A 16322-nucleotide genomic window follows, 5' to 3' on the forward strand; every position below is an offset into this window, starting at 1 on the left:
CAAGCCAAGCCGCACAGTGTGCAGCTTGGCCCCTTGCTTAGCCAGCTCGTATCTATACTGGCACCAGCCTGCCCTTCCTATATCGCGTCGGATGCAGGCTCCAGCAGTCCCAGCTCCAGACAGGCGCGGACCTGCAGCTTCTTCAGGCCGCCCGGGAACCGGATCACAATCGAGCCGTCCGCCACCTCCGCAATTTCGCCGTGCCCGAACACCCGGTGCTTGACCTGGCGGCCAATTTGCAGCTCAACCGCCAGCTTGATGGCATTCGGGTTGTACGGCACCTCCGGCAGCGGCTGGTAACCGCTGACCGCTGAGGAGCGCGGCACCGCCGATGCAGTGCCGGAACCGGCGGCGGTGCCTCTGCCTGCTCCAGCCCCCACAGCCGCCTGGCCGCTTCCGCCCGCCGGCTTGTCCTCAGGCGGATTCATAATGTACCGCACACCTGTGACGAAGCGGGATTCCTGCACCTTGGTGTCGTTGCGCTGCTTGTACGCAATCAGCTCGAGATATTTTTTCGCCCGGGTCATTCCGACATAGAACAGACGCACCGCCTCCTCCATCGGCTCCCCGTTGCCTTCGGCCTTCTGCTCGATGTCATCGGCTGCCGGGATCACCCCTTCAATCAGGTCCACCATGTACACATGCTCGAATTCCAGACCCTTGGAGCTGTGGAACGTCGAGAGGGTGACGGCATTCTGCCCCCGTCTCGACCTCGCCTTCTTCAGTGACTCCTCCAGATGCTGCAGCCTTTGCGCGAACGCCTCCATGGTGGGCAGCGGCTCCGCGATATCCTCAAGCGTGTTCAAAATCCCGACCAGATAATCCCGTTGGAAGCCGAGGCGCTCGCAGAGCTTCTCCACCGCCTTGTCATAGCCCAGCTGATTGCGGATCAGATGAATCGCCGCCAGCGGCGCCATGCCCCGCATCCGTTCGAAGTTTGCCTTGCAGTCCTGCAGCAGCTTGCGCTGATAGTCCTGCAGATGGACGAAGCGCAGCAGGTTATCAAACACTGATTCGTTATTGTCAATTTCCTTCAGCACCGTAATCTGATGACGCGTGATATAGCCGCTCAGCTTCGTATGGATTTTCTCCAGAAGATCAGCCCGCCGGTCCGTGAACGACATCCGCATGAAGTTCAGCACATCCTCCACCACCCAGTGAGAGAAAAACCGGTTGTCCGCATCCTTCATATAATAGGGCACGCCCGCGCGGTCCAGTTCGTTCATCAGGCTGATCGACGACGAGTTGTTGCGGTACAGCACCGCCGCTTCCTCCAGCCGTTCCAGCTTCTGCAGCTCCTGCACCACATACTTCGCCTGCTGGCGGAAGTCATCCAGTGTCCGGATGCTTATCGGCTCGCCCGGCGGGTTGCGGGTAAACATGTTCTTGTTATACCGGTTCTTGTTCCGCTTGATGAAGCGGTTTGCCACCTTCACGATCGAGGCGGTTGAGCGGTAATTTTGTTCCATGAAGAGAATTTCGGCGTTCGGATACACCTTCTTAAAATCAAGCAGATACTGTGGCTCGGCAGCCCGCCAGGTATAGATGCTCTGATCATCATCAGCCACCACGCACAGGTTACCGTGCGGGCGGACCAGCTTTTCAATAAGCGCATGCTGCACGAGCGATGTATCCTGGCTCTCATCGGTCAGGATGTAGTCGTACCGCTTCTGGTAGCTGCGGAGAAGAGCTGCATCTTCCTCAAGCAGACGGTTCGCAACTGTCAGCATATCGTCATAGTCCAGCAGGAGCTTACCCTGGCCGCCTGTCTGCTTGTAGCTCTCGTAAGCTTCCATCACCCGCTTCGCCTGGGGCACACCGCACCTTACTGCTCCCCACTCAGCGGGCGGGATCATTTTATTCTTGATGAAGCTGATATAGCTCGTCAGCTCCTCCATCTGGTCGTCGGTAGGCCTGCTGCCCGTTACCGTCTCGTAGAGACTTCGCAGGATCAGCTTCTTGTTCAGCGGCAGCTGCCCCTGCTGCCCAGCGCCGCCGTGCTGGCCCGGTCTGCCTGCTCCCCCTGGCTGCTGGTCTTCCTCCCCGTCCGCCGCCTGCTCCGCATGGCCTTCGATCAGCACATATTCCTTGCGTGCCCGCCAGAAGTGCTGGCGCACTACCTCGAACGCGAAGCTGTGGATGGTGGAGAAATCTGCAGCCGGCAGGCCGGGGAAGAACCGCTTGAACCTCTCCTTCATATCATGCGCGGACGCCCGGCTGAACGTCACCGCCTTAAGGCGAGACGGGTCAACCCCTTTTACCTCCACCAGATAGCCCATCCGCATAATCATCGTGGTCGTTTTGCCCGAGCCAGGCGAAGCCAGCAGCAGCAGAGGCCCTTCCGTCGTTAGTACCGCCTGCTTCTGTACCTCATTCAAGCTTACACCGAGCTCTCTATGTTTTCGTTCAAAAAAATCCTGTTCCGCTGGCATGGCAATCGTTACCTCTTTCCGTAACCCTAAGATAGCTGTCCCTCTATTATAAAGCATCATGCAAGCGGGTGGGCAGGGCAATTATGGAAGCGCTTAAGAGTGAGTGGAATATGAGGAGATTTTAACAAAATGAATTGCCGTGCTATTCTTCACAACGACCTGGCAGCAGCCGATATTTCAACTACATAGCTGTATAGTGGTGTCGATGACCGGCCCCATATCCAGACAGCTCTTCGCATCCTGTATCAGCTAAAGTAAGACAAGAAGGAGCAGACATGAAGATGAAGTCAGCGAAGATTACTGCAGCCGTTCTCACCTTGTCCCTCCTGCTTCAAGCCTCCTGGGTTCAGGCAGAAGCCGCCTACCTTCCGGGAACTGCGGAGCAGGAAGTCATTATTGTCTATAAAAACGAAGAAGGCAAGGAGGCCGCGCGGAATGAAAGCCAGGATATCCGGCATGAGTTCGATGTGGTTCCGGCCGTTGCCGCTTCGGTCACGAATGATCAGCTCGCCGAGCTGATTAACGATCCCAATATTGCGCTGATTGAGCGAAACATTACCTTCAGCACAACCGGCAGTGATGTACAGCAGTTGAACTCATCCGAGATTATTCCAGCCGAGCAGTCGCAGTGGGGTTTTCAAGCCGTGAAATCGTCCAACAAGTGGGCGGATGGCTTCACCGGCGCCGGCGTAAAGGTCGCTGTCCTGGACAGCGGTATCGCGCCTCATCCGGATTTAATCGTCGCCGGCGGCGTCTCTACTGTTGATTACACAGCATCTTACACAGACGACGAAGGCCATGGCACCCATGTTGCCGGAATCATCGCCGCAAGACGGGGCAACGGCGGCATGGTCGGCATTGCCCCGGATGCGCAGCTGTATGCGGTCAAGGTCATGGACGCGAACGGCCAAGGCACCCTGCTGGATGTTATGGAGGGCATCGAATGGTCGATCCAGAACGGGATGCATATCCTGAACATTTCGCTCGGGACTGATACCTACTCTCCTTCCCTGCACAGCATGGTTGATCTTGCGCATCAGCATGGCATCGTGCTGGTTGGCTCAGCCGGCAACAGCGGATCAGGAGTCAATACCATCAATTATCCGGCCAAGCTCAGCAACGTAATCGCCGTATCCGCCATTGATGTTAACCGCAATCGGGGGGACTTCTCGTCAACAGGTGCCGAAAATGAAGTCGCCGCGCCGGGCGTTGATATTCTCTCGACTTACTTGAACAATATGTATGCATCGGGTGACGGCACCTCTCAGGCAGCCCCGCATGTGGCGGGCATGCTGGCGATCCTGAAGCAGATGCACCCGGCTTATACGAACGAGCAGCTCCGCAGCCAGCTACACAAGTATGCCATTGACCTTGGCGCACCAGGCCGGGATGACGAGTATGGCATCGGTTTCTCGACCTTCACGAAGGATATCGTTCCTCCAGGTGAGGTAAGCGGCCTTAAGGTCAGTGCTGTCACCGACAGCTCGGTCACGATGGAATGGACCAAACCGGCTGATCCCGATCTGGCCGCTGCGGCTGTATACCTGAACGGCAGCCGTCTGGGCTCGGTCACCTCATCCGTGTACCAGGCAGTGGATTTAGCCCCCGCTACCACGTACACCTTCAAGGTGACGACATCCGACACCAGCGGCAACGAGTCGGCAGGCACAACCATCCAGGCCACGACTCTGCCTGCTGCTCTTAAGCAGCCTGGAGAACCTTCGGGCACCGCAGAGCCTGTTAATACGGAAGGCGAGCCGCCTGCAGAAGACAGCGCTCCAGCTCCTGGCACTGGGGACCAGCCAGCGGACAGCTCTTCCGGAGACAGCAGCCAGATCCCGGCAGACAGCTCTACTGCTGAAGGCGGCAGTCAGATGCCGGACGGAGACGAGCAAGCCGGTTCCGGTACCCCGACAGTGAGCCCGATTATCGTGCAGCCAGCACCTGTCTCTAATCCTGTTGTACCAGGGCCAATCATGCCTATGCCGTTCAATCCGACTCCGCCGCCGTCAGGAGGCAGTTCGGTTGTTACAGGTGGTGATGCAGACCCGGCGGCTGGCGATAACGTAGAACGGACCGTTCCGTCAGACCCCCTCCAGAAGGCACAGCGTGCTCTATCGGAGGCTGCTGCATCGCGGCGCGCAATTGATTATGCGGCTGCCCTTGCGGCCGTTCACCAGCTGCCAGCAGGCACTGACAAGGCCAAGCTGAACAGGGAGCTTGCCGCGTTCAAGACGAAGCTCGGCATCCGTGATCTGCCTGGAAGGTCCGCCATTCACAGCGGCATCCCGCTCAGCGTCAGCCTGCAGGTCGCTGCTGGCAGCGGGCAGTACAAGTACATTGACGCCTCATCCATAACAGATGATAACGTCTTTATCATGGACGACACCGGGAAGATTATCCGGGATGTGAAGGTCAGCCTGCTCTGGAACCGGCTGTTCGTCTCACCCGGCAGCGGCGAGCTTGATCCCCGGCGCACGTATACGCTGTATCTGGATAAGAGTGTGCGCGGGAAAGCCTCTCCAGGCGGAGCAGCGCGGGAGCTGCCTCATCCGGCAGCCCTCCCATTCACGGTAGGTAAAGCTGCGGCCGGTGACACATCTAACGGTTCAGCAGCAGCAAGCGGCAAGACCGCCTTCAAGGATACTGCAGGCCACTGGGCCCGCGACACCATTCAGTGGGCAATAACCACCCGCATGGTAACCGGCTACGGGGATGGCAGCTTCCGGCCTAACCAGCCGGTCACCGAAGCCGAGTTCCTGGCCATGCTGCTCCGTGCTTTCGAGCCAGAGCTTGTCTCATCCGGCAGCGGGCACTGGGCCGGCTCCTACTACAGCAGAGCCCGCGAACTCCAGTATCCGGCTCTTGGGTACAGCAGTACAGAAGCCCGCAAGCGCACGATTCAGCGGCAGCAGGTTGCCGAGCTGATCTCCTCTGCCGAGGGCGTCCGGTTCGAAGGTGATCATGCGGTCCGCTATATACTGGCCTTCGGTCTGGCTAACGGCAGCAGCAGCACCAAGGTCACCGTTGAGTCCTTCCAGGGCAGTAAAGGATTGACCCGTGCCGAAGCGCTTCAATTCGTCCGCAACTTCACGCAGTACGGGATCGGCGGCCTGCTTGAAAGGCCAGCAGCGCCATCCAATCCGGCAGATATTCCGCCTATCCGGCGATAGCACTTAAGAGCGTATAATACAAACGGGAACCCTGGTCAGCTGGGGTTCCCGTTTATTTTGCCCGTCTGCCGCGCTGTGGTGTGTACAGGAAATGGCCCGGCAACTCGTTCACAATTTATCCACAGAATGTTCACTTACGAGAGGAAATTCTGTCAAGTAGAATGATCACAGCTCACAAAAAGAGAGGTTGATTGGTTTGCCGACAACAAAGAAGGAAAGTCTGTATTTTGGTTTAATGATGTGCGCCGGGATGGTCATCGTCATGACGTTCTATAACATGCTGGTGAACGGCCTCACGAAGGAAATGGGCCTTGCCGTCTTATGCCTTAACCTTGCAATAGGTTTCATTGCAGCGTTTCTGCTGGATTTTTGCCTTGTAGGCCCGCTGGCTAAGAAGATTGTGTTCAAGCTGCCTTTTGACAAGTCTAAGAAAATCTACATCGTTCTTGCCATGTCCACATGTATGGTGCTCGGCATGGTCATCTGTATGTCCTTCTTCGGACTCGTCATGGCGAACATGGCGGACAGCGAGAACAACAGCTTCACCTTCGCCAATTATGCTGCGACTCTCGGCAAGAACTTTATTATGGCCTATCCGCTGCAGCTGCTCGTTATGGGACCGCTTGTCCGCTTCATGTTCATGCGGTTTGTGAAGCCTGCACTCGCAGCGAACCCTGCCTAATGGCGGCTGTATTGGGTGCTTTGGGGAATGCCTGAATGCCTGGCTGGATACGGCCGCTAGAGGACTGCTGTCCAACTCCCCCGACAACCGGAAAAGGCGAGCCCCTGGGCTCGCCTATCTTCTATCTGCCTACTATATCCGTCTATTATCCCATGCTGCTCCCCGTCTAGAAGCCCTCAATCTCCGCCAGAGAAGTCATCGAGCGGTAGGGAAGCATAATTTCAAATGCGAAGCAGGAGCCCTTCTCCCCCGTCTCCATCAGCCAGATCGAGCCATCCATTCCTTCCACAAGCTGCTTGCAGATGGACAGGCCAAGCCCTGAGCCTTCCTGGTAGCCGGTTTGGGCGGGATCATGCAGCTGAATGAAGGGACGGAACAGGTCATCCGCCTGCTCAGCAGGTACTCCCACGCCTGTGTCCCGAACCGTAAAGAGAAGCGAGGCCACTTCAGCGGCACGGTCCAACCGCTGCAGCTTGATTCCCACTGTGACCTGACCCCGCTCGGTGAACTTGATCGCGTTGCTGACTAGATTAACCAGCACCTGCCGGATTTTCACCTCATCACCAATCAGAATGCCGGGAACCTCCGCATCGATTTCTGTCTTCAGCTGCAGTCCCTTCCCCCTGGTCTCCGCCACGAATAAGTCCTGGACCTGGCTGATGCAGCCCGCAAGGTCGAAGGGACGGTTCTTAAGGACAATCGTCTCCGCCTCGTACTTCGAATAATCGAGCACACTGCCGAGGAGCTTCAGCAGCGAGTCTCCGCTGGAACGGATCATGTCGACAAATCCCCGCTGCTCGCGGTTTAGCTCCGTTGACTGGAGAAGCTCGGTGAGGCCCATTACCGCGTTCATCGGGGTGCGGATCTCGTGGCTCAGCATCGCAACCAGGTTGTTCTTGTTCTCCCGCATGCCAACCACAGCGCGTTCAGCCTTCTTCACCATATGAACCGTATCTTCAAGCTCAAGGACATTGGCGAAGAAGGCAGCCAGCGACTCCATAAGCGCGACATCCTTGTCCGTATAAGCATAATAGTTGTGGTCAAATGCGCAAAGCGAACCATATACCTCGCCGCCCCGCTTGATGATTTTGACCCCCATAAACGAACAGCCGCCCACAAACCGTGTCGCGTCCATATCCTTCGTTAGAGGATGAGTGAAGTTATCCGGAACCACAAGCGGGCCGGCCGACTTCTCAATAACCAGATGGCAATAAGAATCCTCATTGTCGACTATCAGCCCCTCAGCCAGCAGCAGCTCTTCCCGGTTATAGGCTTTCAGCACCGTTGTGGTCAGCCTGTCGTTGATGGCGATGCAGAATGTGTTAGCAGGAATCATGCTGCTGGCCGTACTCATGACCTGCGCAGCAGTATCATATATATTTCTGGAAACAATCGTAAGCAAATCGTCGATATAATCTGTCTTCATGTTCTCATCCTATCTTCCGATTGCCACCAGCTTCTGTTCATGAGTCCATCTCCGGTGGATAACCTTGTTCTATAAACAGTCACACCTTCTCAAGCATAGACTTCTGTAAGAAAGTTGTAAAGAACAGTTTCCTTGATTAGAACGAGAACTTATTTCCTATTCGATCTCAATCATCTGAAGTACGGCACGGCCGTCACCGGTCAGCTTCACATTCTCCAGCAGCAGCTGGGATGAGCCATCGCCGTCCAGAAATATCCCCTCAACGAGTGAATTCGGCTCCTTCAGCTCCATAATGGCCGACCGGAACTGCTCCGCGGTACACTTCACGGATGAAACGATCAGATGCACATTGCCTTCCAGGTCATACACCATGCCAGTCCGCAGACGCTTATCCCCGCCGAAGGGAAGCTTCTCTTCCTCCGCCGCCTGCTTCCAGATGTCGTCATGCTGGAGATTCATGCTGATCCCGCCCTGCGCCCAATAGTCCGAGCGGTCGGACACCTGAAGCTCTTCCGCACTGCTTACTACCTGAACAGACATGGAGTTAGCCGCGTCGTCATAAACGAAGGTTCCTCTCGGATACTTGGCGGTGAACCATCCAGACCCATAGCCCTTCGGCTTACCGTTGACAGGCTTGTCATTTTCCACTGCTATACTGAGAAGCTGCTCCTCCCAGAAGAAGCCCCCGTTGATCCCCGGCCTGCCGCTGGCTGTCACATTGCCGCCGATCACGGTCAGCCTGAGCCGATCGGGCTTCGTCTTAATGATATGCAGGTTAATGCCCTCGCCAGCCTCCACACTGCGGTAACTATAGCTGTCACGTGTGAAAGCGTCTGTAACAGCTGGCTCATCTGCTAGGTTAAGGAAAACCGTTGTTGCTGCCGCTGTCAGAGCCGCAAGAATTAGAATCAGCCATACAGCAGGCGAATGGCGCCTCTTACCCGGAGGCGGAGACCCGGGGCGTGATGAAATAACTTGTGCCATGGCTACGATACACCCATCGGATTACAGCATCTTGGACTCTTCGCCATACACTCATTCAGAAGCTCCACAGAGCGCATGACCGTAGTCCGCTCAAACTCACTCATGTACGAGAAAATTTCGTTCAAATACTCATTCATCTGGCTGTCAATTGTAGCCGCTATAAATTTCCCTTCTGTCGTGAGTGACAGAATGGATACCCTCCGGTCTACCGGCGACGGCGCCTTGCGGACCAGACTCAGCTGCATCAGGCTTTGAATCTGCCGGCTGAAGGTTGTAATATCAATCCCTAACCGGTCGGCAATCTGCTGCATCGAAGGATTATCCTGCCTATCAATCTCATATAAAATATGACTGTGCGTTATGGACAGATCAACGCCGCCTACGGAAGCGCAGCTCTTATCCAGCAGCCCGAAGCGTCGGGTCATGACCTGAAACAGATCTCTTAAATTATCCACCTGCATGCCTCCTCTTCCTACACCTCTTTATAACATGTCATACTCTCATTGACAAACAATAGTAAAGATGAGACTGCCTCCCTCGCATGCACTCTCTCTACATAAAGAAACCGGCTGGCATTTGATAGCCAGCCGGTCTCCCGGTCATACCGCATTCTCCTCCAGCTTCTGCAGCAGCGCTTGCTCCAATCGTTCATACGTAATATCCGATGCAAAGCTGACCAGCCGGCCATCCACTACGGCCGCCGGTGTCGCCAGCTTCATCACATCATCAACCGACAGATGGCTGAAGCCCCTCTCCCGGAAGATCGCTTTAAGCTTGCGCCTGGCAAGCGCCCTGTCCATGGCAAGTGTGTAGTCATAGACATGCACATGCAATTCCTGCTCATAGCGTTCCTTCAGCCGTTGCTTAAGCTCCGTAAATTCGGCCGCACCACTTGAGCCTGAAGCGGACGGCTCGCAGCATTCACTGGAAGCTTCATCCTCACAGCAGCCGGCATCCGGCTCCGCAGCCTGCAGCGCAGGAAACAATTCAATGGAATACCTCTTCATGAATTCCGCCCTCCTATGAGGTGATTTTCAAGCGGTGTGTCGGCTGTGGCGGAAGAGGACTGAAGCATTCATGATAGGTTTGCAGCCACCCCGTTGACATGTCATGGTTCACCGATGCAATCGCATCCGCTACTGCCAGATCCAGCAGTGCCGGAGACGCTTCGATTCGAATATTGAGAACAACCCGGTACCCGTCTCCAGGCACAAGCCCGGCATCTCTTGTAAATACCGGCGCCACACCTGTCTGGACAACACTCGCCTTCACAAAGCCCGTGTCATTGCCAGCGTGAACCTTGAGATGCGCCACAGCCATCTTCTCCCTTACAAAGTGACTGTTCAGCCTGTCCAGAAACCTTGCCGTCCACTCCTCGGGGTCCAGCGGCTGGCCATCATTCCGCTGCAGGTCCCCCATCAGATTCATCCAGGCCAGCTGGGCTTCACCCTCGGCATACTGATCATAGTCGATTTCAAGAATATTGGAGCCACCGGTCTCCAGGCTGCTCCATAAGTGGATCAGCTTGTCCAGATTATCGCCCCGGCCTGCCGATATCGGCTGAATCACCGCATTCGGATAGCGCTTGGTCAAATAATTGCCGAGCCGTACCATCTCCTCTGATGAATACTGGTCCAGCTTGTTGAGTGCGATGATATCCGCTTCAGCGAGCTGCTTCTCAAAGATGTAGCTGACAGACTGTGAGAAGAGCGGCGTATCGCGCTTCCCGTCCAGCTCCAGCAGCAGTCTTGCCGGGTCTACAACAACCGTTAGCGGCACCGTTGTAAATTCATCGGCATAGTAGCGCTTCAGCGGTTGAATGACCGTTGCGGCCAGATCCGTACAGCTGCCTACTGCTTCACAAATAATAACATCCGGCCGTTCATGCTCAGCCAGCGCGTGCAAATGGTCGTACAGCTCCTCAAAGCGGCAGCAGAAGCATCCGCCTGTCACTTCCCGGGTGTTCAGACCGCTCTTCCGTGACAGCTCCGTATCAATCAGCTCTTTCCCCTGATCATTCGTAATGATAGCTACCTGCAGTCCCCGGGATTGCAGGACTTCAGCCGTCCGGATCATGGTTGTCGTCTTACCCGCGCCAAGAAAACCGCCAAGCAGCGCCATTTGCACATTCTTCATATCATTTCCCTCCCAGTCATAGTAAATTGCTTCCCTTACTCATGCAGCAGGTTATAGACATACGCCGCAACAATCGCCCCCGCCGTCGTACATACGATATACAGCCACAGGTAGCTAAGACTCCCTGACACGAGCGCCGGCCCAAGTGAGCGGGCCGGGTTCATCGACGCCCCGCTGACTGGTCCCGCAAACATCGCCTCGAGTGCTACCGTACCGCCAATTGCAATGCCCGCAAATGATTTGCTGGCCTTGGCGTGGACCGCCGATGCGAGAATAACGAGCATTAGTGCGAAAGTGAGAATGAACTCCATCACGGCGCTCTGCTGCCAGCTGCCCGCAGGCATGGTTGCACCCAGGCTCCCTACATGCCCGAACATATACAGCAGCGTCAAGCTTGCCGCCACGGCTCCCAGACACTGGGTCACCACAAAGCTCAGCGCAGTCCGGGCATCTATCTGCCGGAGAAACAGAAACGCCAGCGTGACAGCCGGATTGAAATGGGCGCCCGAGACATGTCCGAATGCGTAAATAAGCGCCATAACAACAAGTCCGAACGTAATTGCCACCCCGATATGCGTCAGGCTGCTTGTCAACGTGTTCACAATAACAGCTCCCGTCCCCGCGAATACAAGGAAATAGCTGCCGATGAACTCAGCAATCCACTTCTTGCGCAGTATGGACAGCGGCTCCCTGCCAGGTTCTGCTTCATAGACGAGGAGAGGAAGCTCACGCTTCAGTTCGGTAGCACCCATCGCCGTCCCCCCTTAGCATTTTAGACAGCAGCGTTTGAATATGCCGTCTTCCGGGACGGTCACGATTTCGGCAAACAACTCGTCAATTTCCGGGTCCGGATGCTTCCACTCGTAGTGGAATTCGTGTTCGGTGAGGTCAAGCGACTGGATGGAAGGCTGCCGCAGCAGCGGGGAGCCCTTGTACAGATAGAGCCTTGTTTCATACTGGATAGGGTCGATAATATCACTTAACTGGTTGTCTTCGACGAAGGTGCGGAAGGAGGTCAGATCATCGATATTGGTCCATGGATTGAACATAATGAAGGTAGGGTTCAGCATAATGTCAGTGTCCCGCAGGAATTGCACGGCCTGTTCAATATCAGACACAGAGGTTTCTTTGGCGACGGCATCGAGCACGAGCTCGGAAGGGAATTCAAGCGCCGAGGTGATAAACTTGAGGCCCAGCTGCTTCATTTCCGCCAGTGCCTCCTTATTTTCCAGAACATGATCGACACGGGTTGTGAAATCGAAGGTCAGCTGCGGAAATTCCTGATGAATCTGCCGAAGCAGCTTGATTCCATGATATTTGGCATTAAAGAAATCCGCATCGATGAACGTCAGATGGGTCATTCCGCCAGCCATGAGGCTGCGTACGTCCTCAAGCACCACATGATCCGGTACCAGCAGCACCTTGCCGTCGTAAGCCGCATACACCGAGCAGTACAAGCATTTGTGATGGCAGCCCCGGGCAATTTCGGTCGAGCCGACTACCTGATCGGAGCCCAGCAGCTTGTTAATCTGCTTCTGCGGGTACTTATGCAGCGGAGGGAGCATATGGCGTGCTGGTACGGTAAAATGATTCCGGCTCATATAAGGATGAACCACCTGCCCCTCCCGGGCACCGCTCCCCGTCAGAATGCCCTCCAGGCTGCAGTCCTCGTCCCCGTTCAGATAGCGGGCAAGCTGCACGAGCGGCTGCTCCCACTCCCCGCATATGCAGGAATCGCTGTACGTTCCAGCCAGACGGCTGGCATTGATCGTGGCATGCTGCCCGAAGAAGGTAATATGCGCCTGCGGATTGACGCGGCGAATGATCTTCGTCACCTCGGCTGCCGCCTGAACGGCATCAAAGAGAGGGATTGAGACGGCAATCAGATCTTGCTCTGCAAAACGGGATTCCTGTACACCCTCCACATACGTATCCAGCACCTCAACCTGCATCCCGTCTTCCTGAAGCAGCGCACTGAGAGCCGTAGCGACCGTAATGGGCTGAAACCCGCCTTCGAAATTGGAAACCAGAAGTATCCTCATAGCTTTCCTCCTCAGCTCATATACTGGCGCACTGTTATCCGCATCAAGTGTCCTAAGTGCAGGTTACGGGCACTCTTGGAACAAAAGCATTAGTGCGAGGCTTGCGGACCTTTACTCACTCTTCATAGCTTTGATGAGATAGTAGCCAACCTTCTCCTCCAGGAACGCGAACGCCTCCGGATGCGTATCCTGAAAGCTCAGGTAATCAGCCTTGTACTCCTCACTCGAGGCCATTAGCTCCGCATACCGCTTGTTCTTGTCCTCTGTAAAATTGACAATCTCAATGTCCGTAAACCCAGCATTCTCCAGCTGTGCAATATTCTCGCTAAGCGGAATGCTGCCCGCCCGGCAGCCGCTGACGAGGCTCAGGTCGCCGCGAATCGTATCCGGAACCGGGGCATAGGAGACAAAGTCTGTGTAGACGAAAATGCCTTTCGGCTCGAGAAGCCGGCTGATTTCACCAATAGCCTTGACCCGGTCGGGCACCAGATTGAGCACGCATTCGCTGTAAATAAAATCAAACTGTCCGTCCATGTAGGGCAGGGCCTGCACATCGGCCACGAAGAAGCCCGTCTTTCCCCTGTAAGCACTGCTCAGCTCCCTGCTTCTCTCTCTTGCCCGGTCAATCATCTTCTCGCTGAAGTCAATTCCGATAAACTGCTGCCCGAACGTGTAGGAATTTGCGAGAGACAGAAGCGTCGTTCCCATGCCGCAGCCAATATCCAGAATCCGCTGCTTCTGCGAGCCCAGCACAAGCTCCTTGATCCGCTCAGTCGGCCCCGAAGGCGAAAACTTGTCCGTTCCCGCTGCATAGCTCCCTTCTCCCTCTGCTACCGAGTTGTAAAAGTCCTTAATCGCCTGAACAGCGGGCTCAAGCTCCGTTGGAGGCTCCGAGCAGCAGGCTGCCGCTACTGTTTCCTGATTAGACATTCGTCATTTCCCCTTCCGTAATGGCCTGGATTTTGGCGGAACGGCTGTGAGCGGCCCAGCAGATACAGAACACGGCTGTTCCCGCTGCCCACATTAGTCCCGAGAAATAAAAGGTGGTGTCAATGTGAAAGCTGTCCATTAGAAACCCTGAGGCAAGCGGGCCTACAACCATCCCCAGACTTGTCGCCGATCCTAGAAAGCCCATCGTCGACCCCATGCCTGCCTGCCGGCCGAGAACCGCTGCCATTGCAGATGATGAGGCCAGCGTAACCGCAGAAGTCAGGCCGGTGCCCACCATCAGCAGCGAAATGCTCCACAGCGCGTAGGCCGACGGAAACAGGGTCAGCAGGATGATCGTGAGAATCGAGGAAATAACGACCAGCCTGACCTTATCGTACCGGTCCACCACCCAGCCGAGCGGCACCTGGGTCGCGCCTATGATGATGTTGTTAAGGGCAATGAGGAACCCGATCGCAGCAGCATTCAAACCGCGGCTCGCCGCATAGAGGGTGAAGAAGGACACCATGAACATCGACAGGACGGCTACGACAACATTAATAGAAGCAAGCGCCAGAATGCCTGAATGACGCCAGGGCGATACCGGCCGGCTAGCCGCCACTGCCGGCTCTTCCTGGTTCACTCCCTGCTCCTCGCCTTCCGGTCTGCTAGTTCGCGAGGAAGGCAGGAAGGCAACGATAGCCAGTGCCGCCAGAGCCAACACAAGCAGGGAGAAGAAAGCAGTCTGCGTTCCATAGTGCTCGGCAATCGTTCCGCCAAGGAGCGGCCCCACCCCATTGGCCACAAATATGGACGTGTTATAGAGGCCCATATACTTGCCTTCCTTACCAGCTGCGCTGATCTCGCCCATATAGGCCATCGCCATCGGAAGCATCATGGCGGAAGCCACACCGTGCAGGAGACGGGCTCCGAGCAAGCCGGCAATGCTTCCCGCCAGTCCGTAGCTTAGAGCAATAAACGGGTACAGAATGAGGCTGTATGTCAGGATCGCCTTGGGGCCCTTGGCATCTGCCAATCTGCCGATTGGCGTACCAATCAGAAGACGGACGACATAGAAGCCGCTGTAGAGCATGCCGACCCACAGGCCGGTGGCTCCCAAATCCTTCGCATAAGGGGCGAGCAGCGGCGCGACGATGCCCGTGCCTGCCACTAGAATGAATACGGACAGGCAGAGCAGAATGATCTGCCGCTTCATCACGCCCCCGGCTTGCAGCAGGACACAGCCGGCTGCTTCCCGATGGGCTCCGCCTGTCCGCCGTCCTGCGGCTGCTGCCAGGCATCAATTGTCAGCTGCAGCGCGTCGATTGCCGCCCGTACATGGTCAGATGCATGCTTGTCCTTCGAACCATAGGCGATCACATACCCAAGCCGGTTGTAATTGCTGTGCGAGGCCAACACACGCTGCCCATCCTCCACGAGCAGCTTCAGCTCCTGCACCCCTTCGATGCTGCCGACAGCTTCCCTCTGAAGCCGAACGATTCCGCTTTGCCCGGCCAGCAGGAAAGCGATTTGAGCTGATGTTGCGATAGGCAGATTGCGGGGCGCATCATCCAGTGTGCCGCCAGCAGCAATGTGAAAGGCCAGCTTGCGCAGATCATAGCCGGTCACTGCCTCGACAAGACGATGAATCTGGTCCCCTCCCATGCGGGCATTCACTTCAATGATCTTCGGTCCGGCAGCTGACAGCTTGACTTCGGTATGGGATACAATGTAATCCACCCCCAGCACCTTTAAGGCCTGAATAACTATTGCTTCAACAGCCTTCTGTTCCTCTGCCGCCAGCGGTGCCGGCACCAAATGCCCCGTCTCGATCATGCCCGCTGTTTCCTTCGCCGTGATGGCGATAACCGTTGTGATTCCGTTCACAGTGCAGCATTCCACACTGTACTCCGGTCCGTCTACGAATTCCTCGAGCAGGATATCGGCTTCGAGCGGCTGTCCAACCCAGTTGGCGCCGGAGCTTCGGATGGCTTCAACAGCCTGCCATACCTCCTCAAGCGTTTCACACCTGCTTACCATATGGCTGCCCGCATCGTTGGATGGCTTTACAATCGCAGGCAGGCTTATTTCACTCCTGGCTAGCGCCTGCAGCGCTTCAGCCGGCGTCCGAACCAGCTTGAAGGCTACCGGATTCACATTGTGCTCTCTAAGCAGAGCCCTTGTCCTCGCCTTGCTTCTGCAGTTACTTGCCGCTTCGACACTCAGGACATGAGGCAGCTTCAGCGCCTCCGCTATCTTGGCCCCCAGAATCAAGCGGTACTCGTTGCAGGTATAGACGGCTCCAATCCGGCAGCGACCTGCAAGCTCGGAAACCTTGCGGAGCACCGCCGCTTCATCATTCAAATCCACCTCAACAGGCAAATCAGCATTCAAGGCATCCTCCATCGAGATCACCGTATTAAGAAGCACAACCTTGTAACCAAGCTTCTGGATAAAATCGATTTCCTCAACCTGATCCCGTCTGCCGACTACTACGACCCACTCGCCTTTATTCATCTG

At 55.9% G+C, this 16322-nt stretch carries 13 protein-coding genes; 2 read left to right on the forward strand and 11 right to left on the reverse strand.

Going from position 1 to position 16322, the window contains the following annotated elements; all coding sequences use genetic code 11:
- Window positions 1-77: 77 nt before the first annotated feature.
- Entirely contained in the window at window positions 78-2432 is a 2355-nt protein-coding gene (locus tag DNH61_RS05640; RefSeq protein ID WP_111145695.1) for an ATP-dependent helicase, read from the reverse strand.
- 275 nt (window positions 2433-2707) lie between these two features.
- Between DNH61_RS05640 and DNH61_RS05645 the strand changes: the two genes are divergently transcribed.
- Window positions 2708-5605 carry a S8 family serine peptidase gene (locus tag DNH61_RS05645; RefSeq protein ID WP_111145696.1) on the forward strand — a complete coding sequence of 966 codons (2898 nt, stop codon included), beginning with the start codon at window positions 2708-2710 and terminating at the stop codon, window positions 5603-5605.
- A 196-nt stretch (window positions 5606-5801) separates the two neighbouring features.
- Entirely contained in the window at window positions 5802-6287 is a 486-nt protein-coding gene (locus DNH61_RS05650) for a DUF2798 domain-containing protein (protein WP_111145697.1), read from the forward strand.
- Window positions 6288-6453: 166 nt separating this feature from the next.
- Here DNH61_RS05650 and DNH61_RS05655 read toward each other — a convergent pair whose 3' ends face one another.
- From DNH61_RS05655 to DNH61_RS05700, 10 genes are all read right to left on the reverse strand, one after another.
- Window positions 6454-7713: an ATP-binding protein gene (locus DNH61_RS05655; RefSeq protein ID WP_111145698.1), complete on the reverse strand. Its 1260-nt coding sequence runs from the start codon at window positions 7711-7713 to the stop codon at window positions 6454-6456.
- Between the two features lie 156 nt (window positions 7714-7869).
- Window positions 7870-8697, reverse strand: a complete 828-nt coding sequence (locus DNH61_RS05660) for a hypothetical protein (protein WP_245947957.1) — start codon at window positions 8695-8697, stop codon at window positions 7870-7872.
- 2 nt (window positions 8698-8699) lie between these two features.
- Complete coding sequence (locus DNH61_RS05665) at window positions 8700-9152, reverse strand: MarR family winged helix-turn-helix transcriptional regulator (RefSeq protein ID WP_111145699.1); 453 nt, start codon at window positions 9150-9152, stop codon at window positions 8700-8702.
- 144 nt (window positions 9153-9296) lie between these two features.
- On the reverse strand, window positions 9297-9704 hold the full coding sequence (gene vcpD / locus DNH61_RS05670; protein WP_111145700.1) for an ArsD-related vicinal cysteine protein VcpD: 408 nt from the start codon (window positions 9702-9704) through the stop codon (window positions 9297-9299).
- Between the two features lie 13 nt (window positions 9705-9717).
- A complete protein-coding gene (locus DNH61_RS05675) occupies window positions 9718-10833 on the reverse strand; it encodes a GTP-binding protein (protein ID WP_111145701.1) in 1116 nt (371 codons plus the stop codon).
- 35 nt (window positions 10834-10868) lie between these two features.
- Window positions 10869-11585 carry an MIP/aquaporin family protein gene (locus tag DNH61_RS05680; protein ID WP_181438590.1) on the reverse strand — a complete coding sequence of 239 codons (717 nt, stop codon included), beginning with the start codon at window positions 11583-11585 and terminating at the stop codon, window positions 10869-10871.
- Window positions 11586-11597: 12 nt separating this feature from the next.
- On the reverse strand, window positions 11598-12875 hold the full coding sequence (arsL, locus tag DNH61_RS05685) for an arsinothricin biosynthesis radical SAM protein ArsL (protein WP_111145702.1): 1278 nt from the start codon (window positions 12873-12875) through the stop codon (window positions 11598-11600).
- A gap of 111 nt (window positions 12876-12986) precedes the next feature.
- Complete coding sequence (gene arsM, locus DNH61_RS05690; protein WP_111145703.1) at window positions 12987-13805, reverse strand: putative arsinothricin biosynthesis methyltransferase ArsM; 819 nt, start codon at window positions 13803-13805, stop codon at window positions 12987-12989.
- Window positions 13798-15018 carry an MFS transporter gene (locus DNH61_RS05695; RefSeq protein WP_111145704.1) on the reverse strand — a complete coding sequence of 407 codons (1221 nt, stop codon included), beginning with the start codon at window positions 15016-15018 and terminating at the stop codon, window positions 13798-13800. Before DNH61_RS05695 ends, arsM begins: the two co-directional genes overlap by 8 nt.
- Complete coding sequence (locus DNH61_RS05700; RefSeq protein ID WP_181438591.1) at window positions 15018-16319, reverse strand: ATP-grasp domain-containing protein; 1302 nt, start codon at window positions 16317-16319, stop codon at window positions 15018-15020. The genes DNH61_RS05695 and DNH61_RS05700 overlap by 1 nt, the downstream gene beginning before the upstream one ends.
- Between the last annotated feature and the right edge of the window lie 3 nt (window positions 16320-16322).

This window comes from Paenibacillus sambharensis (genome assembly GCF_003233845.1).
GTDB classification, from domain to species: domain Bacteria; phylum Bacillota; class Bacilli; order Paenibacillales; family Paenibacillaceae; genus Paenibacillus_I; species Paenibacillus_I sambharensis.

What these genes read in the sequence shown, in the direction of transcription:
- DNH61_RS05695 (WP_111145704.1), bottom strand. Translation starts at nt 15,018, where the DNA reads ATGAAGCGGCAGATCATTCTGCTCTGCCTGTCCGTATTCATTCTAGTG.
- DNH61_RS05700 (WP_181438591.1), bottom strand. Translation starts at nt 16,319, where the DNA reads ATGAATAAAGGCGAGTGGGTCGTAGTAGTCGGCAGACGGGATCAGGTT.
- arsL (WP_111145702.1), bottom strand. Translation starts at nt 12,875, where the DNA reads ATGAGGATACTTCTGGTTTCCAATTTCGAAGGCGGGTTTCAGCCCATT.
- DNH61_RS05675 (WP_111145701.1), bottom strand. Translation starts at nt 10,833, where the DNA reads ATGAAGAATGTGCAAATGGCGCTGCTTGGCGGTTTTCTTGGCGCGGGT.
- DNH61_RS05655 (WP_111145698.1), bottom strand. Translation starts at nt 7,713, where the DNA reads ATGAAGACAGATTATATCGACGATTTGCTTACGATTGTTTCCAGAAAT.
- arsM (WP_111145703.1), bottom strand. Translation starts at nt 13,805, where the DNA reads ATGTCTAATCAGGAAACAGTAGCGGCAGCCTGCTGCTCGGAGCCTCCA.
- DNH61_RS05645 (WP_111145696.1), top strand. Translation starts at nt 2,708, where the DNA reads ATGAAGATGAAGTCAGCGAAGATTACTGCAGCCGTTCTCACCTTGTCC.
- DNH61_RS05680 (WP_181438590.1), bottom strand. Translation starts at nt 11,585, where the DNA reads ATGGGTGCTACCGAACTGAAGCGTGAGCTTCCTCTCCTCGTCTATGAA.
- DNH61_RS05640 (WP_111145695.1), bottom strand. Translation starts at nt 2,432, where the DNA reads ATGCCAGCGGAACAGGATTTTTTTGAACGAAAACATAGAGAGCTCGGT.
- DNH61_RS05660 (WP_245947957.1), bottom strand. Translation starts at nt 8,697, where the DNA reads ATGGCACAAGTTATTTCATCACGCCCCGGGTCTCCGCCTCCGGGTAAG.
- vcpD (WP_111145700.1), bottom strand. Translation starts at nt 9,704, where the DNA reads ATGAAGAGGTATTCCATTGAATTGTTTCCTGCGCTGCAGGCTGCGGAG.